The organism is Embleya sp. NBC_00896 (assembly GCF_045207785.1).
GTDB lineage: Bacteria > Actinomycetota > Actinomycetes > Streptomycetales > Streptomycetaceae > Embleya.
On the sequence record NZ_CP108776.1, the window covers coordinates 2547356 to 2573018 of the forward strand.

Consider the following 25663-nt stretch of genomic DNA (forward strand, 5'->3'; position numbering starts at 1 on the left):
TTCGCCGTCGTGCCGGGTGCTGCCGCCCCCCGCTCAGCCCCCCTGGGTGGAGCGGCCCGCCTGGATCAGGCCCGACTCGTACGCGAAGACCACCGCCTGGGCGCGGTCGCGGACCCCGAGTTTGGCGAAAAGGCCGGTCGCGTGGTTCTTCACCGTTTGGACGCCGATGCCCATCCCCTGGGCGATCTCCGCGTTGTCGAGGCCGGCGGCGATCATGCGAAGCACCTCCACCTCGCGCGGGGTGAGTTCGCGCAGGCCGGACGCCGAGGGCTGGGGGGCCGAGGGGCCCTTGACGAAGGACTCGATCAGCCTGGTCAGCAGCCGCGGCGCGACCGCGGCCTCGCCGAGGTGGACGGTGTGGACCGCCGCGATCAGGTCCTCGGGCAGCACGTCCTTGGGCAGGAAGCCGATCGCCCCGGCGCGCAGCGCACCGACCACGTACTCGTCCATGTCGAACGTGCTCAGCGCGAGGACCCGGCACTCGGGCAGTTCCTCGGTCAGCCGCGCGGTGGCCTTGACGCCGTCGAGCACGGGCATCCGGATGTCCATCAGGATCACGTTCGGGCGCAGCCGATGCGCGGCCTCGATCGCCTGCGCGCCGTCGCCCACCTCGCCGATCACCTCGATGCCCGGGTCGGAGCGCAGGATCATCGCCAGGCCCCGACGCACGAGCGGCTGATCATCCGCGAGCAGCACGGTGACCGCGGGTGCCGCGTCCACGCTCATCAATTCCATTCCTCTCCTGGCTCCTGCGGCGGCAGTGGCACGATCGCGGCCACCCGGTATCCGCCTTCGGGCTGTCTGCCCACCTCCAGCGTCCCGCCGTGCACGGCGACGCGTTCGCGCATGCCCAGCAGACCGTACCCGCCGCCCTCGATCGCGGCCGCCCCGCCGCCGCCGTCGCCGTCGTCGCGGATCTCCACCGCGACCCGGTCCGGCCGATACTCGAGCCGGACGAAGGCTCGCGCGTGTCCCGCGTGCTTGCGCGCGTTCGTAAGTGCCTCCTGCACGATCCGGTACAGGGTCAGCTCGATCGTCAGCGGCACCGGGCGCGGCGTTCCGAACTCCTCGTACTCGGTCGGCAGCCCGGCCGCGCGCGACTCGGTGATCAATCGGTCGATCTCGTGGATCCCCGGCTGCGGCTCCGAGGGCGCCTCCTCGGCGACGTCGGTGCTGCGCAGTACGCCGAGGAGTTGGCGCATCTCGCGCAGCGCCGTGCGGCCGGACGACTCCAGCGTGAACAGCGCGGCCCGCGCGGTCTCCGGTTCACGGTCGAGGGTGGCCCGCGCTCCCCCGGACATCAGGTACATCGTGGTGATGTGGTGCGCCACGATGTCGTGCAGCTCGCGCGCGATCCGCCGCCGCTCCTCGGTCACCGCCCGGTCGGCCAGCAGCCTCCGGTTGAGCGCCACCTGGTCCTGCCACCGGCGCACCCAGATCGCGATGGCGATCACCATCACGATCAGCATCGCGTCGACGGATACCCCCACCGGGATCGATTCGCCGCTCCGGAAGGTGCGCACCGCTTGGCCGACCAACACCCCGGCGGCGGCGATGCCGATGGTGCGGTGGTCTCGGGTTCGAGCCACCGTGTACAACGCGACGCAGAACGTCAGACCGGAGTTGTGCGTGGTCACCGTGACGGTCAGGCTCAGCGCCAGATGCAGGGCCACCACCCCGGCGAGTACATACAGCGGATACCGGCGCCGCACGATCAGCAGCGCGCCGCCGACGACCGGCAGGAGCACGCTGAGCACGATCGTGTACGGGCCGTCGATCCGGCCGGCCGCGGTGTAGGAGGCGGCGTCGGCCGCGGCACACGCGAGCGCGATCAGCAGGTCGTTGCGGTTGTACGGGAAGGCCGTGACCCGTCGTCGGGCCAACCCGAACAGCCCCGGAGGCGGCCCCGGGTCGGCCTGCTCGACGGCGGACCCGGTCGGGGGCGTCGACGCGCCCGGCCTGGTCACGGCCATCGTGCCCGGGCCGGCCGCTGAGCGGTGGTCGGCGCCCATCCATGGGCCTCCTTCGGGTTCGGTGCTGTTCGACGGTTGGGCCGCCGCCGGGTCGGCATCACCGCCCGGCCGGGGTCACCTCCGTCGGGACCGCTCGCACGGACGCGGTCGATTGATCCATTCCATCGTCTCCGCCGCCCTTCCTGAACCCCGCCACGGACGATCCCCGCCCCCGTACCGGAGTCCTGGTTGCGCGGTGCTCCCGGACCGAGGTCCCGGTCCGCTCCCCTTCCCCCGGTCGATGTCCCGAGGGGGGCGCGCGTGATGACCTTGTGTCAATCCGGAGTTCTCGCATCGAGCTCCCGCGTTTCGATCCGACGGCGGAGAAGGAAAATGATTCAAAGAACAACCGCGTTCGCCACTCGTCATCGATGGCTGACCATCATCGTCTGGGCAATTTTCGGCCTGGGCCTGACCGCCGTCGGACAACCGTTGATGAACAGCGTCACCGATTCCCAGACCGGTGACTTCCTGCCGAAGGAATACGACTCGGCGGCGGCTCTTCAGATCGCCGAGAAGAAATTCGACGAGAAGCCCGATCCCAACGCGGTGACCGTTCTCGTCGCCCGTGCGGACGGCGCCAAGCTCGGTCCGCAGGACCGGAAGAAGATCGCCGACACCACCGCCGAACTGGCGAAGAAGCCGATCGAGGCGGAGCCGGAGCAGTTCGCCGAGGACTTCTCGCAGACCCCGCGCCTCGCGGTCGGGATGGTCGCCCCGAACGGGACGTTCCAACTGGTCTCGCTCTCGCTGGCCGGCAATATGAACGACACGGGTCTGCAGGACGTCTACCGAGACGCCCGGGCCCTCGCCAAGGCCGATTTCGAGGCCGCCGGATTCCGGGTCGGTTTCACCGGCGGTCTCGCGAACACGGTCGACGCGGCGGAGGAGGCAAAGGAAACCGAGGCAATCGTCGGCGCGTTGACGATGGGCCTTATCGTCCTGCTGAACGTATTGGTCTTCCGCAGCATCCTGGCCGCGTTGTTGCCGCTGCTCGCGGTGGCGTTGATCGGCGGCGTCGCGACCGGCGCGGTGGCCGGCTCGGCGAAGCTCCTCGACATCAAGCTCGACCCGTCCGTCCCGTCCCTGATCACCGTCGTGCTCCTGGGCATCGGCATCGACTACTTCCTGTTCCTGCTGTTCCGCTTCCGCGAACAACTGCGGGCCAACCCGGATCAGGACGCCCGCACCGCCGCCGCGGCCACCGCGAGTCGGGTGGGCAACGCGATCACGTGCGCGGCCCTGACCATCGTGGCGGCGTTCGCCACCCTGGGCATCGCCACCTTCGGCCAGTTCCGGGTGCTCGGCCCGGCGATCGCGGTCGCGGTGCTCGTGGCCCTGCTCGGCAGCCTGACCCTGATGCCCGCGATGCTCGCGGTGTGCGGTCGCGGGATGTTCTGGCCCGCTCGGGCGTGGAAGAAGGAGCGTCCGGAGGGCTTCGCCGCCCGCCTGGGTGTGAAGGTGAGCACGCGGCCGGTGCGCTACCTGGTCGGCAGCCTGGCCCTGCTCGGCGCGCTCGGGGCCGGTGCGATCGGCGTCGCGATGAGCTACGACCAGCAGGGTCAGCCCAGGACGAACGCGATCAAGGTCGCCGAGGAGATCTCCCGCTCGCTCCCGGCGGGCGTGTCCGACCCGCACACCGTGTACGTGCAGTCCAAGGGCGGCGGCAAGCTCGACGAACGCTCGCTCACCGGCCTGACCGGCGCCCTGGGCAAGGTCGAGGGCGTCGGCCAGGTCGCCGCGCCGGCCCTGAACGCGGACGGCTCGGCCGCCCGCATCGACGTGTTCCTGGCCGCGAAGGCCGATACCCAGAAGGCGCGCGACCTGATCTCCGGCCCGGTCCGGGGCACGATCGCCGAGAACACCCCGGAGGGCACCGAGGCGCACATCACCGGCACGGCGGCGATCTTCGCGGACGTGGCGGAGTCGGTGGACAAGGACCTCAAGCTGGTCTTCCCGGTCGCCGCGATCCTGATCGCCCTGATCCTGTTCCTGCTCCTGCGCTCGCTGCTCGCGCCGATCGTGTTGATGATCGCGGTCGGCCTGGGCTTCGTGGCCACGCTCGGTGCGGCGACGCTGGTCTTCCAGCACGGGCTGGACCGGCCGGGCGTCTCGTTCACGCTGCCGCTCGTGCTGTTCCTGTTCGTGGTCGCGCTGGGCACCGACTACAACATCCTGATGAGCGACCGGCTCCGCGAGGAGATGGACAAGCCGGTCCCGGCCCGGAAGGCGGTGGCCGAGGCGGTCAAGCACACCGCGCCCGCGATCGCCACGGCCGGTCTCGTCCTGGCCGGCTCCTTCGCGAGCCTGGCGGCCAGCCCCTCGACCGCGGAGATCGGCTTCGCGACCGCGCTCGGCATCCTGCTGTCGTCGATGGTGCTGTCGATCGTGCTGGTGCCCGCCATCGCCGCGATCCTGGGCCGCGGGCTGTGGTGGCCGCGACGGCCCAAGGCCGGGCGGCACGGCGACCCGAAAGGCTCGTACGAGTCGGGCGAGTCGGGCGAGTCGGGCGGGTCGGACGGTTCGTACGGGTCCTACGGCGCGGCGGACTCGGACCGGACGCTCGTGACGCACCCGGCCGGGGCGTACGGGACCGCACCGTACGCCGAACAGGGCTACCAAAACGCCCCGTACCACCCGTTGCAGCAGCCGCCGCATCAGCAGCAGCCCTATCCGCCCCACCGGCAGGACCATCCGCGCGGATGACCGAGCGGACGACCGAAGGGGCGGTGCCGGTGATCCGGCACCGCCCCTTCGGGCATGGGCAGCGAGACTCAGCGGCGGCGGGCGGTCAGCTCGTCGCCGTCCACTTGTCCCACGCCATCGTCCAGCCGCTCCAGCCGTTGTCCGCGGCGATCACCTTGTCGGGCGAGTTGATCACCTCGACGACGTCGCCGATCAGCGATTCCTTGTAGAACCACGCGGCGGCCATGTTCGGGTCGCCGCCGCCCTTGACGTCCTGCAGGCTGACACAGCCGTGGCTGGTGTTCTCCTTGCCGAACGGCGGGGGCTTGCGCCAGTAGTTGCCGTGTACGTACGTCCCCGTGACGCTCAGCCGCATGCCGTGCGGGACGTCCGGGATGTCGAACTCGCCCTTGTCGAGACCGATCGACTGGGACTGCATGTGCACGGTGGGCTCTTTGGACATGATCGTCATCTTGCCGTTGTACGTCGTGAACTGCGCGTCGCCCAGGCTGGCCGGCAGCTTCTTGAGCACCGCGCCGTCGCGGGTGACGGTCAGCGTGTGCGCGGTGTTGTCGGCGACGCTGGTCTGCGCGCGGCCGACCGTGAAGGTGACGTCCTTCTTCTGCTTGCCGTAGACCCCCGGCGAGGTCTGCTTCCCGTCCAGGTTCAGGTGCAGGGTCACCTTCGTACCGGGCGCCCAGTACTTCTCCGGCCGGAAGTCCAACCGCTTGTCGCCGAACCAGTGGCCCTTGACGTCGACCGCGGGCTCCGAGGTGACGGTGACCGCCTGGTTCACCACCGCCTTGTCCGTGACCGCCTTGGTGAACTCCAGCGAGACGATCATGCCGACGCCGTAGGTCGCGTTCGCGTCGATGTTGAAGACGCCGTAGTTGGTGTTCGCCGGCGTGAGCGTGGTGAACGAGGACTGCATCGCCGACAGCAGCCCGGCGGCGTCGGTCGCGGTCGCGGACACCGCGTACTTGGTGCCGGTCTGCAGCGCCGCGCCGGGCGTCCACGTGGCCCCGTCCGGGCTCAGCGTGCCCTCGACGGCCTTGCCCTCCGAGGTGGTCACGGTGACCTGGGTCAGCTTCCCGGCCACCGCGCTCACCTTCAGCGCGCCGTCGGTGGCGACGTCGGTGGCGCCGTCCTTCGGCACGATCGTGACCACGGCCTTGGACGTCTGCGGCGCGTCGCCGCCACCGCCGGTGCCCTTGGTCGCGGCGACGCCGGGATCCTTGGTCTTCTTCTCGTCGTCCCCGCCCCCGCCTCCGCACGCACCCACGCCCAGCAGCGCTACGCACACCGCGAGCGTGGGCAGCACCGCGCGCACCCGTCGCGAGCGGCGCCTCCCGTCGCCGGGTCCGGATATCGCCTCTGTTGCCGTGCTCGGCATGGATCTCCCTAAGTCGCCGCGGTACCAGAGGAGATGACGACATATCGCACCCCCATCGTTACGGCGCGGGGGTATGAGGTGGATCACCCGGCACGGGGCGAACCGGGGGCGCGGATCAAGCGTCCCGACGGCAGATCACGAAGTCGGGAAAGACGTGCCGGCCGGGCCGATCGCCGACCTCGTCGACGGCATGTCGCAGGTCCCGCAACTGCCGCACGGTCATCTGCAGCGCCGGCTCGTTCGGCTGATACGTGGTCAGGATCGGGTAGTCCACGCCCGGTTCGCCGCTCATCTCGATGTGGCAGCCGATGACGTACGTGACCGACCGGCTCGCGGCGAACGCGATCAGCCGGTCGACGGTGGCGCCGAACGCGGCCCAGTCCTCGATGTACAGCCGACCGGGGTAGACGGTGTCACCGGTGAGCAGGAACCCGGTATGCGCGTCGTGGAACACCACGGCCAGCCGGTGGTGCCCGGGCCCGGCGAAGCACTCCAGCACCCGCCCGCCCAGATCCACCCGGGACACCCGGGCCGGCTCCGCGTCGAACCCGAAGTACGCCCACGCGTCGTTCGCGTCGACCAGCTCGGTACCGGGACGCCCGACGAACTGGGGGTCGCCCGCGACGTGATCGCCGTGCGGGTGGGTGTGCAGTACGAGCAGTCGGTAGTCCTCGCGCGGGTGCGCGCGCAGCCAGTCGGCGACCAGCCCGTCCACGACCCGCCGCAGCGGGAAGAAGTCGGCGGACGCCGTGGCGCCGGTGTCGATCAGCACCGCCCGCTCGTTCCCGAACAGCAGGAACATGAACGGCGCCTCGTAGTTGATCGCCATGTTCTGCCGCAGGATCAGCGTGTGTTCGTCGTAGGCGTGCACCTGGATGTCCACGTCGGTGTTGTGCTTCGCCGACTCGGATCCGTGGATCCAGGCGACATCGAGCCCGCGCGGCACCGCCGCGGTCGTCCCGAAGTCGATCCACCGCACGTCAGAGTCCGTCATCGCGTCTCCTCCGTGCGTCGTCTTTGCGGACCGGGTACGGCGCACATCTCGTCCGGGGCAGACCCTCGGGAGCCTCCGCGCCGGAAGCTACCAGAGCGATCGCGTGCCGAAACCGGTTCGGCCCCGCCATCGTCGCGATGGCGGGGCCGAACCGGACGTGGCCGTCACGGCACTAGCGGAGCGGCACGCCCTCCGCGATGCCCTCGCTTTCCGGCGGGCTCGCGATCAGGCCCAGTTCGGCCGGGCCCGCCTGGAGCGGGTGGGTCGGCATGACCCGGACCGTGTAGCCGAACGGGCCGGTGCGGTCCAGCGCCAGCGAGCCCTCGTAGAACCAGCGGCCGTGCTCGTCGCGGCGGCCCGCCTTGAGCGGGGCCACCGTGCCGTCGACGATCCGGTCCGCGCCGTCGACCCGCCCGTGCACGACCTGGACCTCGACGTCGGAGGGCGCCAGTTCGCCCAGGGAGACGAACACCCGCAGGTTCAGCGTGTTGCCGACCTCGGGGGCGTCCCCTATCCCGTTCGACTCGACATGGTCGACCCGAACGCCCGACCACGAACGCCGCACGTGTGCCTTCCAGTCGGCCAGCTCACGCGCCGCCGTGCCGGTGATCGCCCGGCCCGCGAGCGCCGCCGGCGCGTACAGCACGTCGACGTAGTCCTTGACCATCCGGTCCGCGAGGACCTTCGGGCCGAGGGTGGCCAGCGTGTGCCGGACCATTTCCAGCCACCGGGTCGGCAGCCCCTCCGGGCCCCGGTCGTAGAACCTGGCCGCGACCGAGTTCTCGATCAGGTCGTACAGCGCCGCGGCTTCGAGGTCGTCGCGGCGGTCCACGTCGACGATGCCGTCGGCGGTCGGGATCGCCCAACCGTTCGAGCCGTCGTACCACTCGTCCCACCACCCGTCGAGGATCGACAGGTTCAGGCAGCCGTTCAGCGCGGCCTTCATACCCGAGGTCCCGCACGCCTCCAAGGGGCGCAACGGGTTGTTCAGCCAGACGTCGCAACCCGGGTACAGGTGCTGGGCCATCGCGATGTCGTAGTCCGGCAGGAAGACGATCCGGTGCCGCACGTCCTCGTGGTCGGCGAACCGCACCAGCTCCTGGATCAGCCGCTTGCCGCCCTCGTCGGCCGGGTGCGCCTTGCCCGCGATCACGATCTGGATCGGCCGCTCGGGATGCAGCAACATCCCGCGCAGCCGGGCCGGGTCGCGCAGCATCAGGGTCAGCCGCTTGTACGACGGGACCCGGCGGGCGAACCCGATGGTCAGCACGTCCGGATCCAGGACGTCCTCGATCCAGCCCAACTCCGCCTCGCCGGCGCCGCGTTGTTTCCAGGACGCGCGCAGGCGGGTACGCGCCTCGGTGACCAGCTTCGCGCGCAGCGCGCGGCGCAGCTCCCATACCGAGCCGGCCGAGAGCCGGTCGATCGCCGCCCATGCGGCGGGATCCTCCGCGAGTTCGACGCCGGCTTCGCGCGAGGCCAGGTCGAGCACGTCGCCGTCCACCCACGTGGGCGCGTGTACGCCGTTCGTGATCGAGGTGATCGGCACCTCCGTGGTGTCGAAGCCCGGCCACAGGCCGTCGAACATCCCCCGGCTGACCCGGCCGTGCAACTTGCTCACGCCGTTGGCGCGTTGCGCGAGGCGCAGACCCATCACGGCCATGTTGAACACGCCCGGGTCGCCGCCCGGATAGGTCTCCGCGCCGAGCGCCAGGACCCGATCCGCCGGAACTCCCGGACATGCGAGGCCGCCGCCGAAGTGCCGTTGGATCTGGTCGCGCCCGAACCGGTCGATACCGGCCGGCACCGGTGTGTGGGTGGTGAAGACCGTGCCCGCCCGGGTGGCCTCCAGGGCGGCGTCGAAGTCGAGCCCGTCGGCCGAGGTGAACTCGCGGATCCGCTCGACGCCCAGGAAGCCGGCGTGGCCCTCGTTGGTGTGGAAGACCTCGGGCGCCGGATGACCGGTGATCTCGCAAAATGCCCGCAAAGCCCGCACGCCGCCGATGCCGAGCAGCATCTCCTGATGCAGGCGATGCTCACTCGTCCCGCCGTACAGACGATCGGTCACCTCGCGCTCGGCCGAGTCGTTCTCCTCGATGTCCGAGTCGAGCAACAGCAGTGGCACCCGGCCGACCTGGGCCTTCCAGATCCGCGCGTGCAACTCACCCGTCGGGAGTCCGATGACCACCCGTGCGGGTGCACCGTCGGCACCCCGAAGGAGGGTCAGTGGCAACTCGTTGGGGTCGAGCAGCGGGTAGCGCTCCTGCTGCCAGCCGTCCCGGGACAGCGACTGCCGGAAGTACCCGTGGCGGTACATCAGGCCGACTCCGACGATCGGTACGCCGAGGTCGCTCGCGGCCTTCAGGTGGTCGCCCGCGAGGATCCCCAATCCCCCGCTGTACTGCGGAAGTGCCGCGGTGATGCCGTACTCCGGCGAGAAGTACGCGATCGCGGCCGGCGGCGAATCGGGGCTTGTGCCCACCGCCGACAGGGTTTGGTACCAACGAGGTCCGGTCAGGTATTCGTGCAGGTCTTCGGCTGCGACCCGCAGTCGGTCAAGGAAGCGGCGGTCCTCGGCGAGGACGCCGAGCTTGTCGTTCGGGACGGTGCCCAGCAGACGGACGGGATCCTGGCCCACCGCGGCCCAGGTATCCGGATCGATCGACTCGAACAGGTCGCGGGTCTCCGCGTGCCAGGACCAGCGGAGGTTCATCGCCAGTTCACCCAGTGGCTCCAGCGGAGCGGGCAGAACCGTACGCACGGTGAATCTGCGGATTGCTCTCACGCTGCGACCCTAGCCGGAAGGCGGCAGGACTTGCGACAGTGGATGCAGTGCGCTTGCAAAGCCGGCAAGATCTTGCGGATGTCTATGGGGGTGTTTTTACACCATATGGACCGTGCCCCGATCGGCTCGATGATCGTTGAACAGCCGGGCCCTCATCCCCCGCCGTACTGCGGACACACCAGACATCCGTCGTCCACGGTCGCGGGTCGGGCCCCACCCGGTCCCCGCTTGGTGGTCGCGTCACGAGCAATGGCCGCCGCGCAGCGGTGAGAGGCGGACCCGAGCGATCCCATCGGTCGCCTCCGGGTCGGTTTCGCACCGCTCGTCGGGTCCGGCAACCGGGATTCGAGTGGGTTTCCGTTCGAGTGTTTCGCGCGCGACGCGCACGGGATGCTCGTCCGCGGGTACAGGAGTTCGGCATGACCAGTTCGGCTGAGAAGGAACCCGGGGGCGTCCGCGCACCCCGGGCGGGGCAGGCCGCGGCCGGCAAGGCCGCGGCACGGAAGACCACTTCCGCGAGGTCGAGGGCCGCCACGCCCGAGATCGGGTCGGTCGCGTCCGCCGGCGGCGGCCCGAGCGCCGCGGCGGCCGGGGCCGAAGTCGCGAAATCCACCGCCGGCAAGTCGCCGGTACGGGCCGGGAGATCGGCCAAACCGGCGGCGCCGCGGATCGGGCGCTTCCCGATCCTGGACGTCGAACCCGTCGTGGACGGCGGTGCCCGGGCCGTGCGCGCGGTCCCGGGCGAGACGTTCCACGTCGGCGCCACGGTCTTCCGCGAGGGCCACGACGCGGTCGGTGCCAACATCGTGCTGCGCGATCCGCGTGGCCGGGCCGGCGCGTTGACGCCGATGGTGCCGGGCGCCCCCGGCACCGACCGGGTGCACGCCGCGATCACGCCGACCTCCGAGGGCATGTGGTCGTACGCGGTGGAAGCGTGGGGCGACCCGATCGCGACCTGGCGGCACGCGGCCGGGATCAAGATCCCGGCCGAGCTGGAGGTCGGCCTCGTGCTCGAGGAGGGCGCGCAGTTGCTGGAGCGGGCCGCCGCCGGCGTGCCGAAGAAGGAGGGGCAGCGCGCGATCGTGCTGGCCGCGGCGGACGCGGTCCGGGACGAGCGGATCAGCCCCGCGCTCCGGTTCGCCGCGGCGCTGACCCCGGAGCTGGACGCGGTGCTGGCCAGGTACCCGTTGCGCGAGCTGGTGACCACGTCGGCCCGCTATCCGCTGCGGGTCGAGCGCGAACGCGCGCTGTGCGGCGCCTGGTACGAGTTCTTCCCGCGGTCCGAGGGCGCGGTCGTGGACCCGACCGGCAAGCGGCCGCCGCGCAGCGGCACGTTCCGCACCGCGATGAAGCGGCTGCCGCGCATCGCGGCCATGGGCTTCGACGTGGTGTACCTGCCGCCGATCCACCCGATCGGCCACGCGTTCCGCAAGGGGCCGAACAACACGTTGCGGGCCGGCAAGCACGATCCCGGCTCGCCGTGGGCGATCGGCTCGCCCGAGGGCGGGCACGACGCGATCCATCCCGACCTGGGCACGATCGAGGACTTCGACGCGTTCGTGGCCCGGGCCCGCGAGCTGCGGATGGAGGTCGCGCTCGACTTCGCGCTCCAGGTCTCCCCGGAGCATCCGTGGGTGGAGAAGCATCCGGAGTGGTTCCGGCACCGCGCCGACGGCACCATCGCCTACGCGGAGAACCCGCCGAAGAAGTACCAGGACATCTACCCGATCGACTTCGACACCGACTTCGACGGCCTGGTCGCCGAGACGCTGCGCGTGCTGCGGCACTGGATGGCGCACGGCGTACGGATCTTCCGGGTGGACAACCCGCACACCAAGCCGGTGATGTTCTGGGAGCGGGTGCTCGCGGAGATCAACACGAGCGACCCGGACGTGATCTTCCTGGCCGAGGCGTTCACCCGCCCGGCGATGATGCGCACCCTCGCCAAGGTCGGCTTCCAGCAGTCGTACACGTACTTCACGTGGCGCAACGGCAAGCACGAACTACAGGAGTACCTCACCGAGTTGACCACCGGCGAGGCGTCGTCGTACATGCGACCGAATTTCTTCGTGAACACGCCGGACATCCTGCACGCCTACCTCCAGTACGGCGGGCCCGCGGCGTTCAAGATCCGGGCCGTGCTCGCGGCCGCGCTGTCCCCGTCATGGGGCGTCTACTCGGGCTTCGAGCTGTACGAACACCTGGCGGTCAAGGCCGGCAGCGAGGAGTACCTCGACTCGGAGAAGTTCCAGTTCCGCCCGCGCGACTGGGCCGGGGCCGAGCGCAAGGGGCGTTCCCTCGCGCCGTACATCACCACGCTGAATCGGCTGCGCCGACGCCACCCGAGCCTGCAACGTCTGCGAAACCTCACCTTCCATCACGTGGACGACGATGCCGTCATGGCCTTCTCCAAGCGCACTCGCGTAGGGGACACCGACGACCTGGTTCTGGTGGTCGTGAACCTGGACCCGCACAACACGCGCGAGGCGACCGTCGCCCTGGACCTGCCCGCCCTCGGCCTGGACTGGCAGGACACGTTCCCGGTGCTCGACGAGTTCACCGGCGCCGGTTACCGCTGGGGTCGGCACAACTACGTGCGTCTGGATCCCGCGCACGAGCCCGCGCATTTCTTCTCGGTCCGGAGGAACAGCCCGTGATCGTCAACGAACCCGTCCGCGACACCTTCGACGACACCCCGTCGCGGGATCGCGATCCCCTGTGGTTCAAGCGAGCCGTCTTCTACGAAGTCCTCGTGCGGTCCTTCCAGGACAGCAACGGGGACGGGGTGGGCGACCTGAAGGGCCTGACCCAGAAGCTGGACTACCTCCAGTGGCTGGGCGTCGACTGCCTCTGGCTGCCGCCCTTCTTCGCGTCGCCGCTGCGCGACGGCGGCTACGACGTGGCCGACTACACGGCCGTGCTCCCGGAGTTCGGCGATCTCGCCGACTTCGTGGAGTTCGTCGACTCGGCGCACAAGCGCGGCATGCGGGTGGTGATCGACTTCGTGATGAACCACACGAGCGATCAGCACATGTGGTTCCAGGAGTCGCGCAACAACCCGGACGGCCCGTACGGCGACTACTACATGTGGGCCGACGACGACAAGGCCTACGACGGCGCGCGGATCATCTTCGTCGACACCGAGACGTCCAACTGGACCTACGACCCGGTGCGCAAGCAGTACTTCTTCCACCGCTTCTTCGGCCACCAGCCCGATCTCAACTACGAGAACCCGCGCGTGCAGGAGGAGATGCTGGCCGGCCTGCGGTTCTGGCTCGACCTGGGGATCGACGGGTTCCGGCTCGACGCGGTGCCGTACCTGTTCGCGCAGGAGGGCACCAACTGCGAGAACCTGCCCGCGACCCACGAGTTCCTCAAGCGGGTCCGCAAGGAGATCGACGACAAATACCCGGACACCGTGCTGCTCGCAGAGGCGAACCAGTGGCCCGAGGACGTCGTGGACTACTTCGGCGACGGCGACGAGTGCCACATGGCGTTCCACTTCCCGGTGATGCCGCGGATCTTCATGGCGGTCCGCCGCGAATCGCGCTACCCGGTCTCGGAGATCCTGGCCGGCACGCCGTCCATCCCGGACAACTGCCAGTGGGGCATCTTCCTCCGCAACCACGACGAGCTGACCCTCGAGATGGTGACGGACGAGGAACGCGACTACATGTACAAGGAGTACGCGAAGGACCCGCGAATGCGGGCCAACGTGGGCATCCGCCGCCGGCTCGCGCCGTTGCTGGACAACGACCGCAACCAGATCGAGCTGTTCACGGCGCTGCTGCTTTCGCTGCCGGGCTCGCCGGTCCTGTACTACGGCGACGAGATCGGCATGGGGGACAACATCTGGCTCGGCGACCGCGACGGTGTACGCACACCGATGCAGTGGACGCCGGACCGCAACGCGGGGTTTTCCACCTGCGATCCGGGCAGGCTCTTCCTGCCCAACATCATGGACCCGGTCTACGGCTACCAGGTCACCAACGTCGAGGCGCAGATGTCCAACGCCTCGTCCCTGGTGCACTGGACCCGCCGGATGATCGAGGTCCGCAAGCAGAACCCGGCCTTCGGGCTCGGTGTGTACAACGAGCTGACCTCGTCCAATCCCAGCGTGTTGGCGTTCCTTCGGGAATACGAGGACGACATCGTGCTGTGTGTTCACAACTTCTCGCGCTTCGCCCAGCCGACCGAGCTGGACCTGCGGCAGTTCGAGACGTACGAACCGGTCGAGCTGCTCGGGGGGGTGACGTTCCCCGCGATCGGTGAGCTGCCGTATCTCCTCACCCTCGCGGGGCATGGCTTCTACTGGTTCCGCCTCACCCGGGGAGAAATGACGCTGTGACGGATTCCACCCGACCCCACGATCCGACTGCGACCGCCGTGATCGCCCTGCTGCGCGACTGGCTGCCACAGCAGAGATGGTTCGCCGGCAAGGGCCGGCCTCTTCGTGGGGTCGGCGTGGTCCACAGTCTCGAAGTCGTCTCCGGCGACCCGGCCCTGCACCACATACTGCTGCGGATCGAGCACGGATCCGCGCCGGAGCACTACCAACTCCTGCTCGGGGTACGCCAGGCGCTGCCCGATCGGCTCGCGCACGCGAGCATCGGGCGAATGCCCAACGGCAACTGCCTCTACGACGCGGTACACGACGCGGAATTGACCCGGTGGCTGCCGGAGCGGTTCGTCGCGGCGGACGTCGTCGGCTCGTTGGCCTTCCACCGCTGTGGGGCCCAGTGCCCCGACCCCGACCACGTCGGGCTGGTGATCGGCGCCGAGCAGTCCAACACGTCGATCGTGTTCGGCGACGACGTGATCCTCAAGCTGTTCCGCCGGGTGGTCCCCGGCGTCAATCCCGACCTGGAGGTGTCGCTGGCGCTGGCCGGCGCCGGCTCGCGGCGGATCCCGGCCCCGGTCGCGTGGTTCGACATGCCGTTCCCGGACGAGGACGCGGAACCCACGACGCTGGGCATGCTGCAGGAATACCTGCGCACCGGCACCGACGGCTGGGAACTGGCCAAGACCTCGGTGCGCGACCTGTACGCGGGCCAGGAGGTCCGGGGCGTGGGGCCGCGCGCGCACGAGACCGGCGGCGACTTCGCCGGCGAGTCGTTCCGGCTCGGCGCCGCGACCGCCGAGGTACACGCCGACCTGGCCCGCTCGCTGCCCACGGCGGTCGCCGGTCAGGTGGAACTGTCCGCGATCGCCCGGGACATGGAGCGCAGGTTGGGCGCGGCCGCGGAGGCCGTGCCGGAGCTCGCGCCGTTCACCGATCGACTGCGCGAGGCATACGTCGACCTGGAGGACCTGGGCCGGGACGGCCATCCGGTCCCGCTCCAACGCATCCACGGCGACTTCCATCTCGGCCAGGTCATGCGCACCGCGACCCGCTGGGTGCTGATCGACTTCGAGGGCGAGCCGGCCCGGCCGCTGAGCGAACGCAGATCGCTGCACTCGCCGTTGCGCGACATCGCCGCGATGCTGCGCTCGTTCGACTACGCCGCGCGGCATCTGCTCGCGGGCGGCGGCGGGTTCTGGGGTCGCGGGGCGCCCGCGCCGCACCTGGTCCGGCGCGCCGAGGAGTGGGCCACCCGCAACCGGGACGCGTTCTGCGCGGGCTACGCCGAGGCGGGCCCGTTCGATCCGCGCACCGAGCCCGTGTTGTTGCGGGCCTTCGAGACCGACAAGGCCGTCTACGAGGTCATGTACGAGTCGGGCAACCGGCCGACCTGGCTGCCCGTGCCCATGTCGGCGATCCGCCGGCTCGCCGAACACGCGCCACTGCCGCACTGACGCCCCGTCGATGCCGGCCACACCCAACACGTCCCAGGAGGTCCCACCCGTGACGGCCCGTCAGGACAGCAGCGCGTCAACCCAGGACGGCGGGGTCGCCGGCCGTCCCAATCAACGGCGGGGCAAGCGCTCCCGCACGCGTCCGATCGCGACTTCCGGCCTTGTGCCGGTGGCCGCCGACGAGTTGCGCCGCCTCGTGGACGGCGGCCACCACGATCCGCACGGGCTGCTCGGCCCGCACCCGGACGTGCCCGGAGTGGACGGCGTGGTCGTGCGCGTGCTCCGGCCGTGGGCACGCGAGGTGATCGTGGTCACCGGCGAGCGTCGGGTGACGCTGACGCACGAGGCCGAGGGCCTGTTCACCGGCGTGCTGCCGGGCGCCGAGGTCCCCGACTACCGGCTCGAGGTCCGGTACGAGGACACCGAGCTGCACACCGACGACCCGTACCGGTTCCTGCCCACGCTCGGCGAGGTCGACCTGCACCTGATCGCCGAGGGCCGGCACGAACGGCTGTGGGAGGTGCTGGGTTCGCACGTGCGCACGTACGAGACCCCGAACGGCCCGGTCGCGGGCACCTCGTTCGCGGTCTGGGCGCCCAACGCGCGCGGGGTGCGCGTGGTGGGCGACTTCAACTACTGGGACGGCATCGGGCATCCCATGCGGTCGCTCGGCTCGACCGGCGTGTGGGAGCTGTTCATTCCCGACGTCGGCGACGGCACGAAGTACAAGTACGAGATCCTCGGCCGGGACGGGGTGTCCCGGCAGAAGGCCGACCCGATGGCCTTCGCGACCGAACTCCCGCCCTCCACCGCGTCGGTCGTGCACACGACGACCTTCACGTGGGGGGACAAGGAATGGCTGGAAAAGCGCGCCGAGGTGGTCCACCACACGTCGCCGATGAGCGTGTACGAGGTCCATCTCGGGTCGTGGCGACCGGGGTTGACCTACCTTGAGCTCGCCGAGCAGTTGCCGGCGTACGTGAGCGATCTGGGCTTCACGCACATCGAGCTGCTGCCGGTGGCGGAGCACCCGTACGGCCCGTCGTGGGGCTACCAGGTGTCCTCGTACTACGCGCCGACCTCACGGTTCGGCAGCCCCGACGAGTTCCGGCACCTGGTGAACGCGCTGCACCGCGCGGGGATCGGGGTCATCGTCGACTGGGTTCCCGCGCACTTCCCCAAGGACGGGTGGGCGCTCGCCCGGTTCGACGGGACGCCGCTGTACGAGCACCCGGATCCGCGCCGCGGTGAGCACCCGGACTGGGGCACGCTCGTGTTCGACTACGGCCGGCACGAGGTGCGCAACTTCCTGGTGGCGAACGCGGTGTACTGGTGCGAGGAGTTCCACATCGACGGGCTGCGGGTCGACGCGGTCGCGTCGATGCTGTACCTGGACTACTCGCGCGAGGACGGCCAGTGGGCGCCGAATCGGCACGGCGGCCGGGAGAACCTGGACGCGATGGCGTTCCTCCAGGAGATGAACGCGACGCTGTACCGGCGGGTGCCCGGGGTGATGACGATCGCCGAGGAGTCCACCGCGTGGGACGGGGTGACCCGCTCCACCGACAGCGGCGGCCTGGGCTTCGGGTTCAAGTGGAACATGGGCTGGATGCACGACTCGTTGGAGTACATCCAGCACGAGCCGATCCACCGGAAGTACCACCACAACGACATCACCTTCTCGCTGATGTACGCGTGGAGCGAGAACTACATCCTGCCGATCAGCCACGACGAGGTCGTGCACGGCAAGCGCTCGCTCGTGGACAAGATGCCGGGCGACCGCTGGCAACAGATGGCCAACGTGCGGGCCTACCTCGGGTTCATGTGGGCCCATCCGGGCAAGCAACTGCTGTTCATGGGCTCGGAATTCGGCCACGGCGCGGAGTGGTCCGAGGCCCGCGGCCTGGACTGGTGGCTGCTGGAACACGGCGAGCACCAGGGCGTGCAGCGGCTGGTGCGCGACCTGAACGCGATGTACACGAGCAAGCCCGCGATGTGGACGCAGGACACCCGGCCGGAGGGCTTCTCCTGGATCGACGGCGGGGACGCGGCGTCCAACGTGCTGTCGTTCATTCGCATCGGGGCGGCCGGCGAGCAGCTCGTGTGCGTGTGCAACTTCGCGCCGGTGGTCCGCGATGGCTTCCGGTTGGGCCTGCCGCACGCGGGCCCGTGGCGCGAGGTGTTGAACACGGACGCGGAGTCCTACGGTGGCTCGAACCAGGGCAACCAAGGTGTCGCGCGCGCGGAGGAGGTCGAGTGGCACGGTCGGCCGGCTTCCGCGCTGGTGACGCTGCCACCCCTTGGCACCGTCTGGTTTGTGCCTGAATAACCGTCAACGGTCGCCCCGGGAACCGGCGTTCGCTCCCGAACGTCGGTTCCTAGGGAAGGTGGCGCTCCGAATGAGCGTGAATTAGTGTCTTTCCTTCATGCCCACGGGAAGCACATGTTGCGCAAAACGGCCCCCGTGGACGTGAGCGACAGCCACTGAGGGACACGGAACACGGGGGTGTTCTCGCATGACGGCGGACGCGGGTACGGGGTATAAAGCCCTTCCATCCGACTTCAAGACGGCAGGCAAGGCCTTCACGGACGCGGGCAGGCGGGTCGCGGCGATCCGAACGGCGCTCAAGGGATCGATCGAAGGACTGGGTGAATGCTGGGGCGACGACGACCTCGGCAACGGGTTCGCCAAGGAGTACAAGCCAAACCGGGACAAGGTGCTCGAAGCGCTGGAGGCGCTCGCAAAGGGTCTCGGTGAGATCGGCAAGGGCCTCGACACCGCGGCCACGAACTACCAGAAGGCCGACGACCACGCCCGCGAGACGTTCGGCGGCAAGGCCTGATGGCGGTCGAGGCGGGGGAGATAGTCGAGAAGGTCCTCGAACTCCTGGTCGGTGTCGACTGGCCGGAGGGCGACGAGGACAAGTGTGAGTCGCTGGGCAACGCGTGGGAGCTCGCGTCGACCGATCTGGCCAAGGTCGCGGGCGACCTCCAGGCCGCGGTCGGCAAGCTCAACGCGGCCAACGAAGGCAAGGGCATGGAAGCCTTCCTTCGGATGTGGGACAAGCTGAGCAAGGGCGAGAAGGCCGCATTACCGGCACTCGAAGCGGCCTGCAAGGCTCTGGGGGGTGCCGCGGACGACACCAGCGACACGATCTACGCGACCAAGATCGAGTTCGTCACGATGGCGACGATCCAGGGCGCGGCCATCCTGGCCCAGATCGCGGCGGCGCCGATCACACTGGGCATCTCAGCCGGTACCGCCGCGGCCTCGACCGCCGCGCTGCGGTTCAGCTTCATGCAGGTCCTGCGCCGGATGCTGGCGCGGATCGAGGCGTCGATGGTGCGCCGGCTGCTCAAGAACGTCGCCCTCGAAGCACTTTCCGAGGTGCGCGACGACATCATCTCGCAGTTCATCCACATGACGTGGGGCTCGCAGGACGGCTTCTCGATCAAGCAGACCGCGCTCGCCGCGGGTGGCGGCGCGGCCGGCGGTCTCGCCGCGATAGGCACCAACGGGCTGGGCAAGAAGGTTTTCGGCGAGGGCGCCGAGGGCGGCATCAAGGGCTTCACCACGTCCCTCGCCTCCAACGTGAGCGCCGAGGTCGCGGGCACCGTGGCGACCGGCGGACCGGTCAACTGGGAGACGTTCGCGAGCGGCGGCCTCGGCGGTGCGACCGACCACGGCGCCTCGAAGCTCGGCGATCGCCTCAACGGCGGAGTCGACACCGGCAACCTGGGTGGCGGACCGAACCTCGGCGGCGGCGGTCCCAACCTCGGTGGCGGCGGCACGAACCTCGGCGGTGGCGGCGGCGGGTCCAACACCGGCTCCGGCGGCAACGGCGGGTCGGGCAACACCGGGGGCCCGGGGAACAACGGCGGGTCCGGCGGCAACAGCGGCTCCGGGAACAACGGCGGCTCGGGCGACGGCGGTGGATCCGGGAACAACGGCGGCTCGGGCAACACCGGCGGGTCCGGGAACACCTCGGGTGGCAACAACTCGGGTGGCAGCCGGATCGACGCGACGCTCAACCCGAACGGCGGCGGCTCCGGCAACAACGGGGGCGACGGCGGCGGTTCGGGCGGCAACCACGGGGGCAACTCCGGCGGCAACCAGAACACCGGCTCGTCCGGTGGCAACGGCAACTCGTCGGGCAACTCGGGCGGTTCGGGCAGCTCCGGCGGCAACGGTCCCACGCACACTCCGGTCACGACCCAGAACCAGAGCGTCGCCGCGCCGCCCGAGGCCAACGCCCCGGCGGCCGCGTCCGGCCCGGGCGACGCACCGCGCGGCGGCCACACCGGCGACGGCGGCTCGCAGCAGCAGAACAACACGGTCGTCCAGGCCCCGCCGGCCGGCCAGCAGCAGCACGGCGGCGCCCCGACGGGCGGCACCCCGGCCGGCGGTGGCGCGCCCACCGGCAGCAGCGCGGCCCCGGGAGGCGGCTCGCCCACGGGAGGCGGCTCGGCCGGCGGCGGCGGCCACACCGGCGGCGCCTCGCCCTCGGGCAGCAGTCACTCCGGCGGCGGCGTGCAGACCGCGAGCGCTTCCACCGGCTCCGCGCCCACCTCGACCGTCGGCTCGTCCCCGGCCGGCTCGGCGCCCTCCGCGGCGCACGCGCCGTCCGGTTCGAGCACGACCAACACCATGACGACCACGAGCACCCCGGCGGCCACGAACCAGGCGGCGACCGGCACGACCGGCACGGGCACGACCGGTGCCGGCGGCAACACCGGCAGCGGATCGACGAACGGCACGAACTCGGCGGCCTCGCCCACGGCGACCCGCCCGACGACGGGTGGCACGACGCCCGCGGGCTCGATGCCGACGACCGGGTCCGGCACGCCGAGCCCGGCCACGCCGAGCACCGGCGGCCCGAATCCGAGCACGACCAACCCCGGCACGCCGAGCATCGGCACGCCCAACGCGGGCAACCCGACCACGGCCACACCCGGTTCGGGCACCCCGAACACCGGGACGCCCAACGGCAGCACGTCGAACTCCGGTACGCCCACCACGAATACGCAGACCAACGGCACGCCGAACGCCACGTCGCCGGATTCGAGCGGCATCCCGGGCCAACGGCAGGACTCGGCCGGCAACACCCCGAACCACACGGCGGATCCGACCGGCACCCAGGACCCGAACGTCCGCCCGGACTCGACGCCGGACTCGGCGGTCGACTCCACTCCGGACCCGACCACGAACCCGAACCCCGACTCCACGCCGGACACCGACACCCGGCCGGATTCGACCACCGACGCGAACCCGGATACCAACCCGGACGCGAACCCCGACACCACACCGGACCCCACGTCCGACCCGACGACGGACCCGCGGCAGGACTCGACCACCGATTCCACGCCCGACGCGACGACCGACCCGAACACCGACACCCGGCCGGACGCGACCCCGGACACCACGCCCGACGCGACGACCGACCCGACCCCGGACACCACGCCGGACACCCGGCAGGACGCCACGCCCGACACGGCGCGGGACACCACGCCCGGCGTCACCCCGGACACCGACACCACGCCGGACCGGACCGGGAACACGGACCCGAACGTCGATCCCGACACGGACCCGAACACCCAGCCGATCGACACCCAGGATGCCTCGGCCCGGCCCGACCCGACCGCGACACCCACCCGGGACGGCGACACGACCACCGTGCTCGGCCTGGTCCCGGGCGGACCGGCCCTGGCCCCGCAGCACGGCACCCCCACCCGCCCGGATCCGGCCGGTCCGTTCGGCAACGCGATGCAGCGGTTCGGAGACCGGGTACGCAGCCTCTTCGGCCGCGGCCCGAACGTCTCGCCGCCCCCGCAGCACCAGAACCCGGTGTACAACGGAACGCCGTACGGGAACATCCCCGTCCAGAACACCCCATACGTCCAGCCGGGCCCACAGCACGGACCGCCGCAGAACCCGGTCAGCCCGATCGCGAACCGGCCCACGCTGGCGGCAACGCGTCCGCTGAACCAGACCGGCGGCGTGACCCCGCCGAACTGGAGCGACCAGGCCGCGTTGAACAACGCGGTCCTGCGCGACGGCAACGGCAACCCCGCCGTCCACCCGGACCCGCGCGTCGGAAACTGGCTCCGGCTCCAGAACGACGGTGGCATCCAGGTACCCGGCCGCGGCATCAACTGCCTGGACGGCGTACTGGCGTTCGGCCGCACGTGGTTCGGCCGCCCGGAGGTGTCCGCGGCCCGCATGCCGGGCGAGACCGGCGGCGAGACCGGCGGCATGTCGCGCGCCGGGCAGGAGGCGGGCGCACCCTGGACGCCGATGCGTCGGAACCCGGACGGCACGACCGACACCGCCGCCGCGTTCGGCGACCTGGAAGCGACGCTGCGCGCCTCGGGTCCGGGCTCGATCTCGTACATCGTCACGACCTGGCCGCCGCAGACCGTGCAGAACCCCGACGGCACGACCACGACCACGCAGAACTCGCACGCGTGGGCCGCGGTCAACGTGAACGGCGACATCCTGTGGGTCGACCCGCAGTCGGGCCAGGTCATGCCCAAGCCGCACGCGGCCTCGGTCGACGTGTGGGCGATCACGCTGGACGCCAACGCCAACCCGGTGAACATGGCGGCCCCGCCGACCACCCAGCCGGCCGCGACGAACCAGCAGCAACAGCAGCCGGCTCCGTACCAGCAGCAGCAACCGCCCACCCCGCACAACCAGCAGCAGCCCAACCCGTACCAACAGCAGCAGCCCGCCCCGAACCCGTACCAGCAGCAACAACAACCGGGGCCGTACAACCAACAGCCCAACCCGTACCAACAGCAACAACAGCCCGGCCCGTACAACCAACAGCCGAGCCCGTATCAGCAGCAGCAGCAGCAGCAGCAGCAGCAGCCCAACCCGTACCAGCAACAACAGCCCGCCCCGAACCCGTACCAGCAGCAACAACAACCGGGGCCGTACAACCAACAACCGAACCCCTACCAGCAGCAGCCGTACAACCAGCAGCCCAACCCGTACCAACAGCAACAGCCTCCGCACGCGTCGCCCTCCGGCGACCCGTCGCTGCCCACGCCCGGCAGCCAACTGCCCACGCCCGGCGGCCCGTCCCCCGACTCGACGCCCGACCACAACGCGAGTCCGACGACCGCGGCCCCGGACGCGAACCCGAACGCCGGCCCCGACCCGAACGCGCAGCCGCGGCACGTCTCGGCCAACGGTCTTCCGGTGATCGACGGCCGTCCGCCGCTCACGCCGCCGCTGCGCCCGTCGACGGTGCCCGTCGGCGATCCGGCGTCCACGCACAGTCCGACCGGCCACGACCCGGCGGGAACCGGCCGCACGGATCACGAGCAGCGGCGCGACGACGTCGAGGCGGCCGTCGCCGACTTCCTGAGCACCCGACCGGCCGCCCTCACGGCCGAACTGGACCGTCTGCGCGCGGAGCACGAGGCCGCCATGGCGGACCCAGCCTCGGACGTCCAGCCGGGGACGCCATTCACGCCCCCGCGCGGCCTGCAGGACATCGTCAACGGCGGCCAGACCGACGGCGACCTGCTCCAGCCGCCCAGCACGCCGCCGATCTCGCAGGAAGGCACCTGGGACACCCGTCGGGACGACCGCAACTGGCGGATGCCGGAAACGGCACGCACGTTCATCACCGAACAGGCCGGCGAAACGCCCCAGCAGTTCGAGCGCGACCAGATCCGCGCCGGGTTCGACAACGACCTGGTCGCGGCCCTGGTGAACCACCCGAACCCGGAACGACTCACCAGCGCCGAGCGCCAGGCGCGCGACGAGTTCGACCGGCTGCTGCGTGGCGACGACGGCGAGCTGCTCACGGGCGACGCCCTGACGGCCCGACGGGACGAACTGGACCAAATGGGCCAGCAAATGACCCGCCCGGGCGAGGTGCCGATCAACTCGGGCTATGCCGGGCAGATCGTCCACTTCGCCAGTCCGGCCATCCGGGCGCGTTTCCCGGAGGGCGTCTACATCAACCTCCAGGGATACCCGGACTTCACTCCCTACGCGGTCCGCACCATCAATCTTCCGGATATCCAGTTCACCCCGCCGGCACCGCCGGTCAACCCGACTCCGGAAGAGGCGGCGGCGTACGCCAAGGCTCGGAAGCGGGCGGCAAACCGCCAGCGCAATGCCGATATGCAAAACGGGCGACGGGAATTCCTCAACGACCCGCTGTGGCACGACGCCGGTCGCCGGCACGCGGCCGTCGGATATGTGTGGCACCACGTCGAGGGAACACGGACGATGATCCTCATTCCGAACGCGGTACACTACGCGGTGAAACACACCGGTGGTATTGCGACCCTCATGACGAACACCCCGGGTCAGCCATGACGAAAACCCCGGATCAGCCGGATCGGAACAACACGCCGGGAGCCTCGTAGTGTCCGTCGACCTGATCCCACGAGGAGTTCTCGCCGAGGAAGCGCTGCGCGAGCTGGAAGCGCAGCTCGGATTCCCGCTGCCCGTCGAATACCGGTCGTGGTTGTCGCGTACCAATGGCGCGGAACTCCCGCCCGGAGCCGTCCTGTCGAACTTCGAATACGCCATCGAGGACGACCTCTACGGCTACGAGACCGGCGGGAACGTGCATTCGGAACTGCTCTACGCGCACTCCTTCGGCCGGGGTGGCCTGGCCCCGGACTACCTGCCGATCATGCGCCTGACGACCGGCGCGATCGTCATCAAGGTGACCGAGCCGCACATCGGATCGATCTGGCACCAGGGCGAAGCCGATTTCACCGAGGACGGCCGCTACATTCCCGATTCCATTTCGGCCGACGACGAACCCGAAGAGGTGGCCGACACCTTCACCGACTTTCTCGACATGTGGGAGATCGACGAGAATTCACCGGACCTGGACCCGGACTTCTGAGGTGCGGTGAACACATGCGCGAATATCCCATCCCCGAGACGGAGTCGATCCTGCGATGACCGAATCACACAGCGCGGCCGACCGCTCTCCGTCGGCTGAATACGCCGGTCAGGTCCGGCAGTTCCCGAGCACCCCTCGGGGCCGGACCTATCCGGACGGTCTCTACGTGGACCTGTACGGCTTCCCGGACTTCCTGCCCTACGCCCGGTCGGTGATCGAGAGCGGTCCCGTCCCACCGGGTCTGGGCATCGACGAGGCCCGGGTCACCGACGTGCTCGCCGCGAACCTGGCGACGGCCGCCTCCGGCGACCCGCTCTACACGGACGCCGACGCGACCGCCACACCCCGGGGCTGGACCTGGCACCACGCGCCCCACGAGCGTCGGTTCATGCTGGTGCCGGTGGAGGTCAAGAACGCCGTCCGACACCACGGCGGCGTCGCCACCATGCGGGTGAACCGGGACAAGACCGGGCTCTGGAGTCCGGTCGAGCAGCCGCTCGTCCCCGCCACTCTGGAACCCGGGCGGCCGCTGACCGATGCCGATCTGACCCACCTGGAGAACAAGTACCTGGGCTTCCGACTCCCCGAGGGCTACCGGGAGTTCATGATCCGCAACGGCGGCGGCCGGCCGCCCCGGCCGGCCGTGAACATGGAGCACGGTTTCGTTCTCGACCAGCAGTTCCTCAACCTCTACGTCGAGGACGACCCCTACGACCTGCTCGACGTCGCGATGCGCTTCGTGGACCGCTTCACCGGCGATCTGCTGACCATCGCGTGGGTGCAGGGCGGCGCGCTGGTGATGGCGACCAAGGGGCCGGACGCCGGGTCGATCTGGTACTGGGACAACGACGACCGTCGCGCCACTCAGCGCCACGATCCGCCCGAGCGGACCGTCGAACTGCTGTCGCCGATCGCGGACAGCATGGCCGACCTGTTCGCCGAGGAGCTGGTCGAAGTCCCCGCCGAACTCGACGAGATCGCCCGCAGTGCCGTCCGGGACGGCCAATTCCGGGCGATCGATCCCGACCACGCGGGCAAGGGCCTGCCCGCCGAACTGCGCCGCTAGTGCCGTGGCCGGAAAGGTTTGCCGGTTCTCGGTGTTCGGTGCGGTTCCTCGGC

At 70.3% G+C, this 25663-nt stretch carries 14 protein-coding genes and 1 riboswitch; of the genes, 9 read left to right on the forward strand and 5 right to left on the reverse strand.

Going from position 1 to position 25663, the window contains the following annotated elements:
- Positions 1-33 precede the first annotated feature (33 nt).
- Together OG928_RS11345 and OG928_RS11350 are read right to left on the reverse strand one after the other, a co-directional pair.
- Positions 34-726 (reverse strand): response regulator, encoded by a 693-nt coding sequence (locus OG928_RS11345; protein WP_406282528.1) that lies wholly within the window; start codon positions 724-726, stop codon positions 34-36.
- Positions 726-2012, reverse strand: coding sequence for a sensor histidine kinase (locus OG928_RS11350; RefSeq protein ID WP_406282531.1), 1287 nt, complete (start codon positions 2010-2012; stop codon positions 726-728). Before OG928_RS11350 ends, OG928_RS11345 begins: the two co-directional genes overlap by 1 nt.
- Positions 2013-2345: 333 nt before the next feature.
- Between OG928_RS11350 and OG928_RS11355 the strand changes: the two genes are divergently transcribed.
- A complete protein-coding gene (locus tag OG928_RS11355; RefSeq protein WP_406282534.1) occupies positions 2346-4718 on the forward strand; it encodes an MMPL family transporter in 2373 nt (790 codons plus the stop codon).
- 85 nt (positions 4719-4803) lie between these two features.
- Here the strand turns inward: OG928_RS11355 and OG928_RS11360 are convergent, their stop codons facing one another.
- From OG928_RS11360 to glgP, 3 genes are all read right to left on the reverse strand, one after another.
- The gene (locus OG928_RS11360) at positions 4804-6090 is read right to left on the reverse strand and encodes an Ig-like domain-containing protein (RefSeq protein WP_406282537.1); all 1287 of its coding nucleotides are present in this window, start codon (positions 6088-6090) and stop codon (positions 4804-4806) included.
- A gap of 115 nt (positions 6091-6205) precedes the next feature.
- Positions 6206-7084 (reverse strand): MBL fold metallo-hydrolase, encoded by an 879-nt coding sequence (locus OG928_RS11365; RefSeq protein ID WP_406282540.1) that lies wholly within the window; start codon positions 7082-7084, stop codon positions 6206-6208.
- Positions 7085-7095: 11 nt separating this feature from the next.
- Positions 7096-7163: riboswitch (guanidine-III (ykkC-III) riboswitch) on the reverse strand.
- A 93-nt stretch (positions 7164-7256) separates the two neighbouring features.
- Positions 7257-9869 carry an alpha-glucan family phosphorylase gene (gene glgP / locus OG928_RS11370; protein WP_406282543.1) on the reverse strand — a complete coding sequence of 871 codons (2613 nt, stop codon included), beginning with the start codon at positions 9867-9869 and terminating at the stop codon, positions 7257-7259.
- A 419-nt stretch (positions 9870-10288) separates the two neighbouring features.
- Here glgP and OG928_RS11375 point away from each other — a divergent pair, with 419 nt between their 5' ends.
- The 8 genes from OG928_RS11375 (at position 10289) to OG928_RS11410 (ending at position 25610) form a co-directional block, all read left to right on the forward strand.
- The gene (locus OG928_RS11375; RefSeq protein ID WP_406282546.1) at positions 10289-12526 is read left to right on the forward strand and encodes a maltotransferase domain-containing protein; all 2238 of its coding nucleotides are present in this window, start codon (positions 10289-10291) and stop codon (positions 12524-12526) included.
- Positions 12523-14217 carry a maltose alpha-D-glucosyltransferase gene (treS, locus tag OG928_RS11380; protein WP_406282549.1) on the forward strand — a complete coding sequence of 565 codons (1695 nt, stop codon included), beginning with the start codon at positions 12523-12525 and terminating at the stop codon, positions 14215-14217. Before OG928_RS11375 ends, treS begins: the two co-directional genes overlap by 4 nt.
- On the forward strand, positions 14214-15665 hold the full coding sequence (locus OG928_RS11385) for a maltokinase N-terminal cap-like domain-containing protein (protein ID WP_406282552.1): 1452 nt from the start codon (positions 14214-14216) through the stop codon (positions 15663-15665). Before treS ends, OG928_RS11385 begins: the two co-directional genes overlap by 4 nt.
- A 49-nt stretch (positions 15666-15714) precedes the next feature.
- The gene (glgB, locus tag OG928_RS11390; protein WP_406282554.1) at positions 15715-17994 is read left to right on the forward strand and encodes a 1,4-alpha-glucan branching protein GlgB; all 2280 of its coding nucleotides are present in this window, start codon (positions 15715-15717) and stop codon (positions 17992-17994) included.
- Positions 17995-18181: 187 nt separating this feature from the next.
- Positions 18182-18508 carry a WXG100 family type VII secretion target gene (locus OG928_RS11395; protein ID WP_406282557.1) on the forward strand — a complete coding sequence of 109 codons (327 nt, stop codon included), beginning with the start codon at positions 18182-18184 and terminating at the stop codon, positions 18506-18508.
- Positions 18508-24003: a toxin glutamine deamidase domain-containing protein gene (locus tag OG928_RS11400; protein WP_406282560.1), complete on the forward strand. Its 5496-nt coding sequence runs from the start codon at positions 18508-18510 to the stop codon at positions 24001-24003. The genes OG928_RS11395 and OG928_RS11400 overlap by 1 nt, the downstream gene beginning before the upstream one ends.
- 49 nt (positions 24004-24052) lie before the next feature.
- The gene (locus tag OG928_RS11405) at positions 24053-24544 is read left to right on the forward strand and encodes an SMI1/KNR4 family protein (RefSeq protein ID WP_406282563.1); all 492 of its coding nucleotides are present in this window, start codon (positions 24053-24055) and stop codon (positions 24542-24544) included.
- A gap of 55 nt (positions 24545-24599) precedes the next feature.
- Positions 24600-25610, forward strand: coding sequence for an SMI1/KNR4 family protein (locus OG928_RS11410; RefSeq protein WP_406282566.1), 1011 nt, complete (start codon positions 24600-24602; stop codon positions 25608-25610).
- Positions 25611-25663 lie beyond the last annotated feature (53 nt).

Bases quoted from the DNA above. Each gene is read 5' to 3' on its own strand.
- OG928_RS11345 (WP_406282528.1), bottom strand. From the start codon at position 726: ATGAGCGTGGACGCGGCACCCGCGGTCACCGTGCTGCTCGCGGATGAT.
- OG928_RS11350 (WP_406282531.1), bottom strand. From the start codon at position 2,012: ATGGGCGCCGACCACCGCTCAGCGGCCGGCCCGGGCACGATGGCCGTG.
- OG928_RS11355 (WP_406282534.1), top strand. From the start codon at position 2,346: ATGATTCAAAGAACAACCGCGTTCGCCACTCGTCATCGATGGCTGACC.
- OG928_RS11360 (WP_406282537.1), bottom strand. From the start codon at position 6,090: ATGCCGAGCACGGCAACAGAGGCGATATCCGGACCCGGCGACGGGAGG.
- OG928_RS11365 (WP_406282540.1), bottom strand. From the start codon at position 7,084: ATGACGGACTCTGACGTGCGGTGGATCGACTTCGGGACGACCGCGGCG.
- OG928_RS11375 (WP_406282546.1), top strand. From the start codon at position 10,289: ATGACCAGTTCGGCTGAGAAGGAACCCGGGGGCGTCCGCGCACCCCGG.
- OG928_RS11395 (WP_406282557.1), top strand. From the start codon at position 18,182: ATGACGGCGGACGCGGGTACGGGGTATAAAGCCCTTCCATCCGACTTC.
- OG928_RS11400 (WP_406282560.1), top strand. From the start codon at position 18,508: ATGGCGGTCGAGGCGGGGGAGATAGTCGAGAAGGTCCTCGAACTCCTG.
- OG928_RS11410 (WP_406282566.1), top strand. From the start codon at position 24,600: ATGACCGAATCACACAGCGCGGCCGACCGCTCTCCGTCGGCTGAATAC.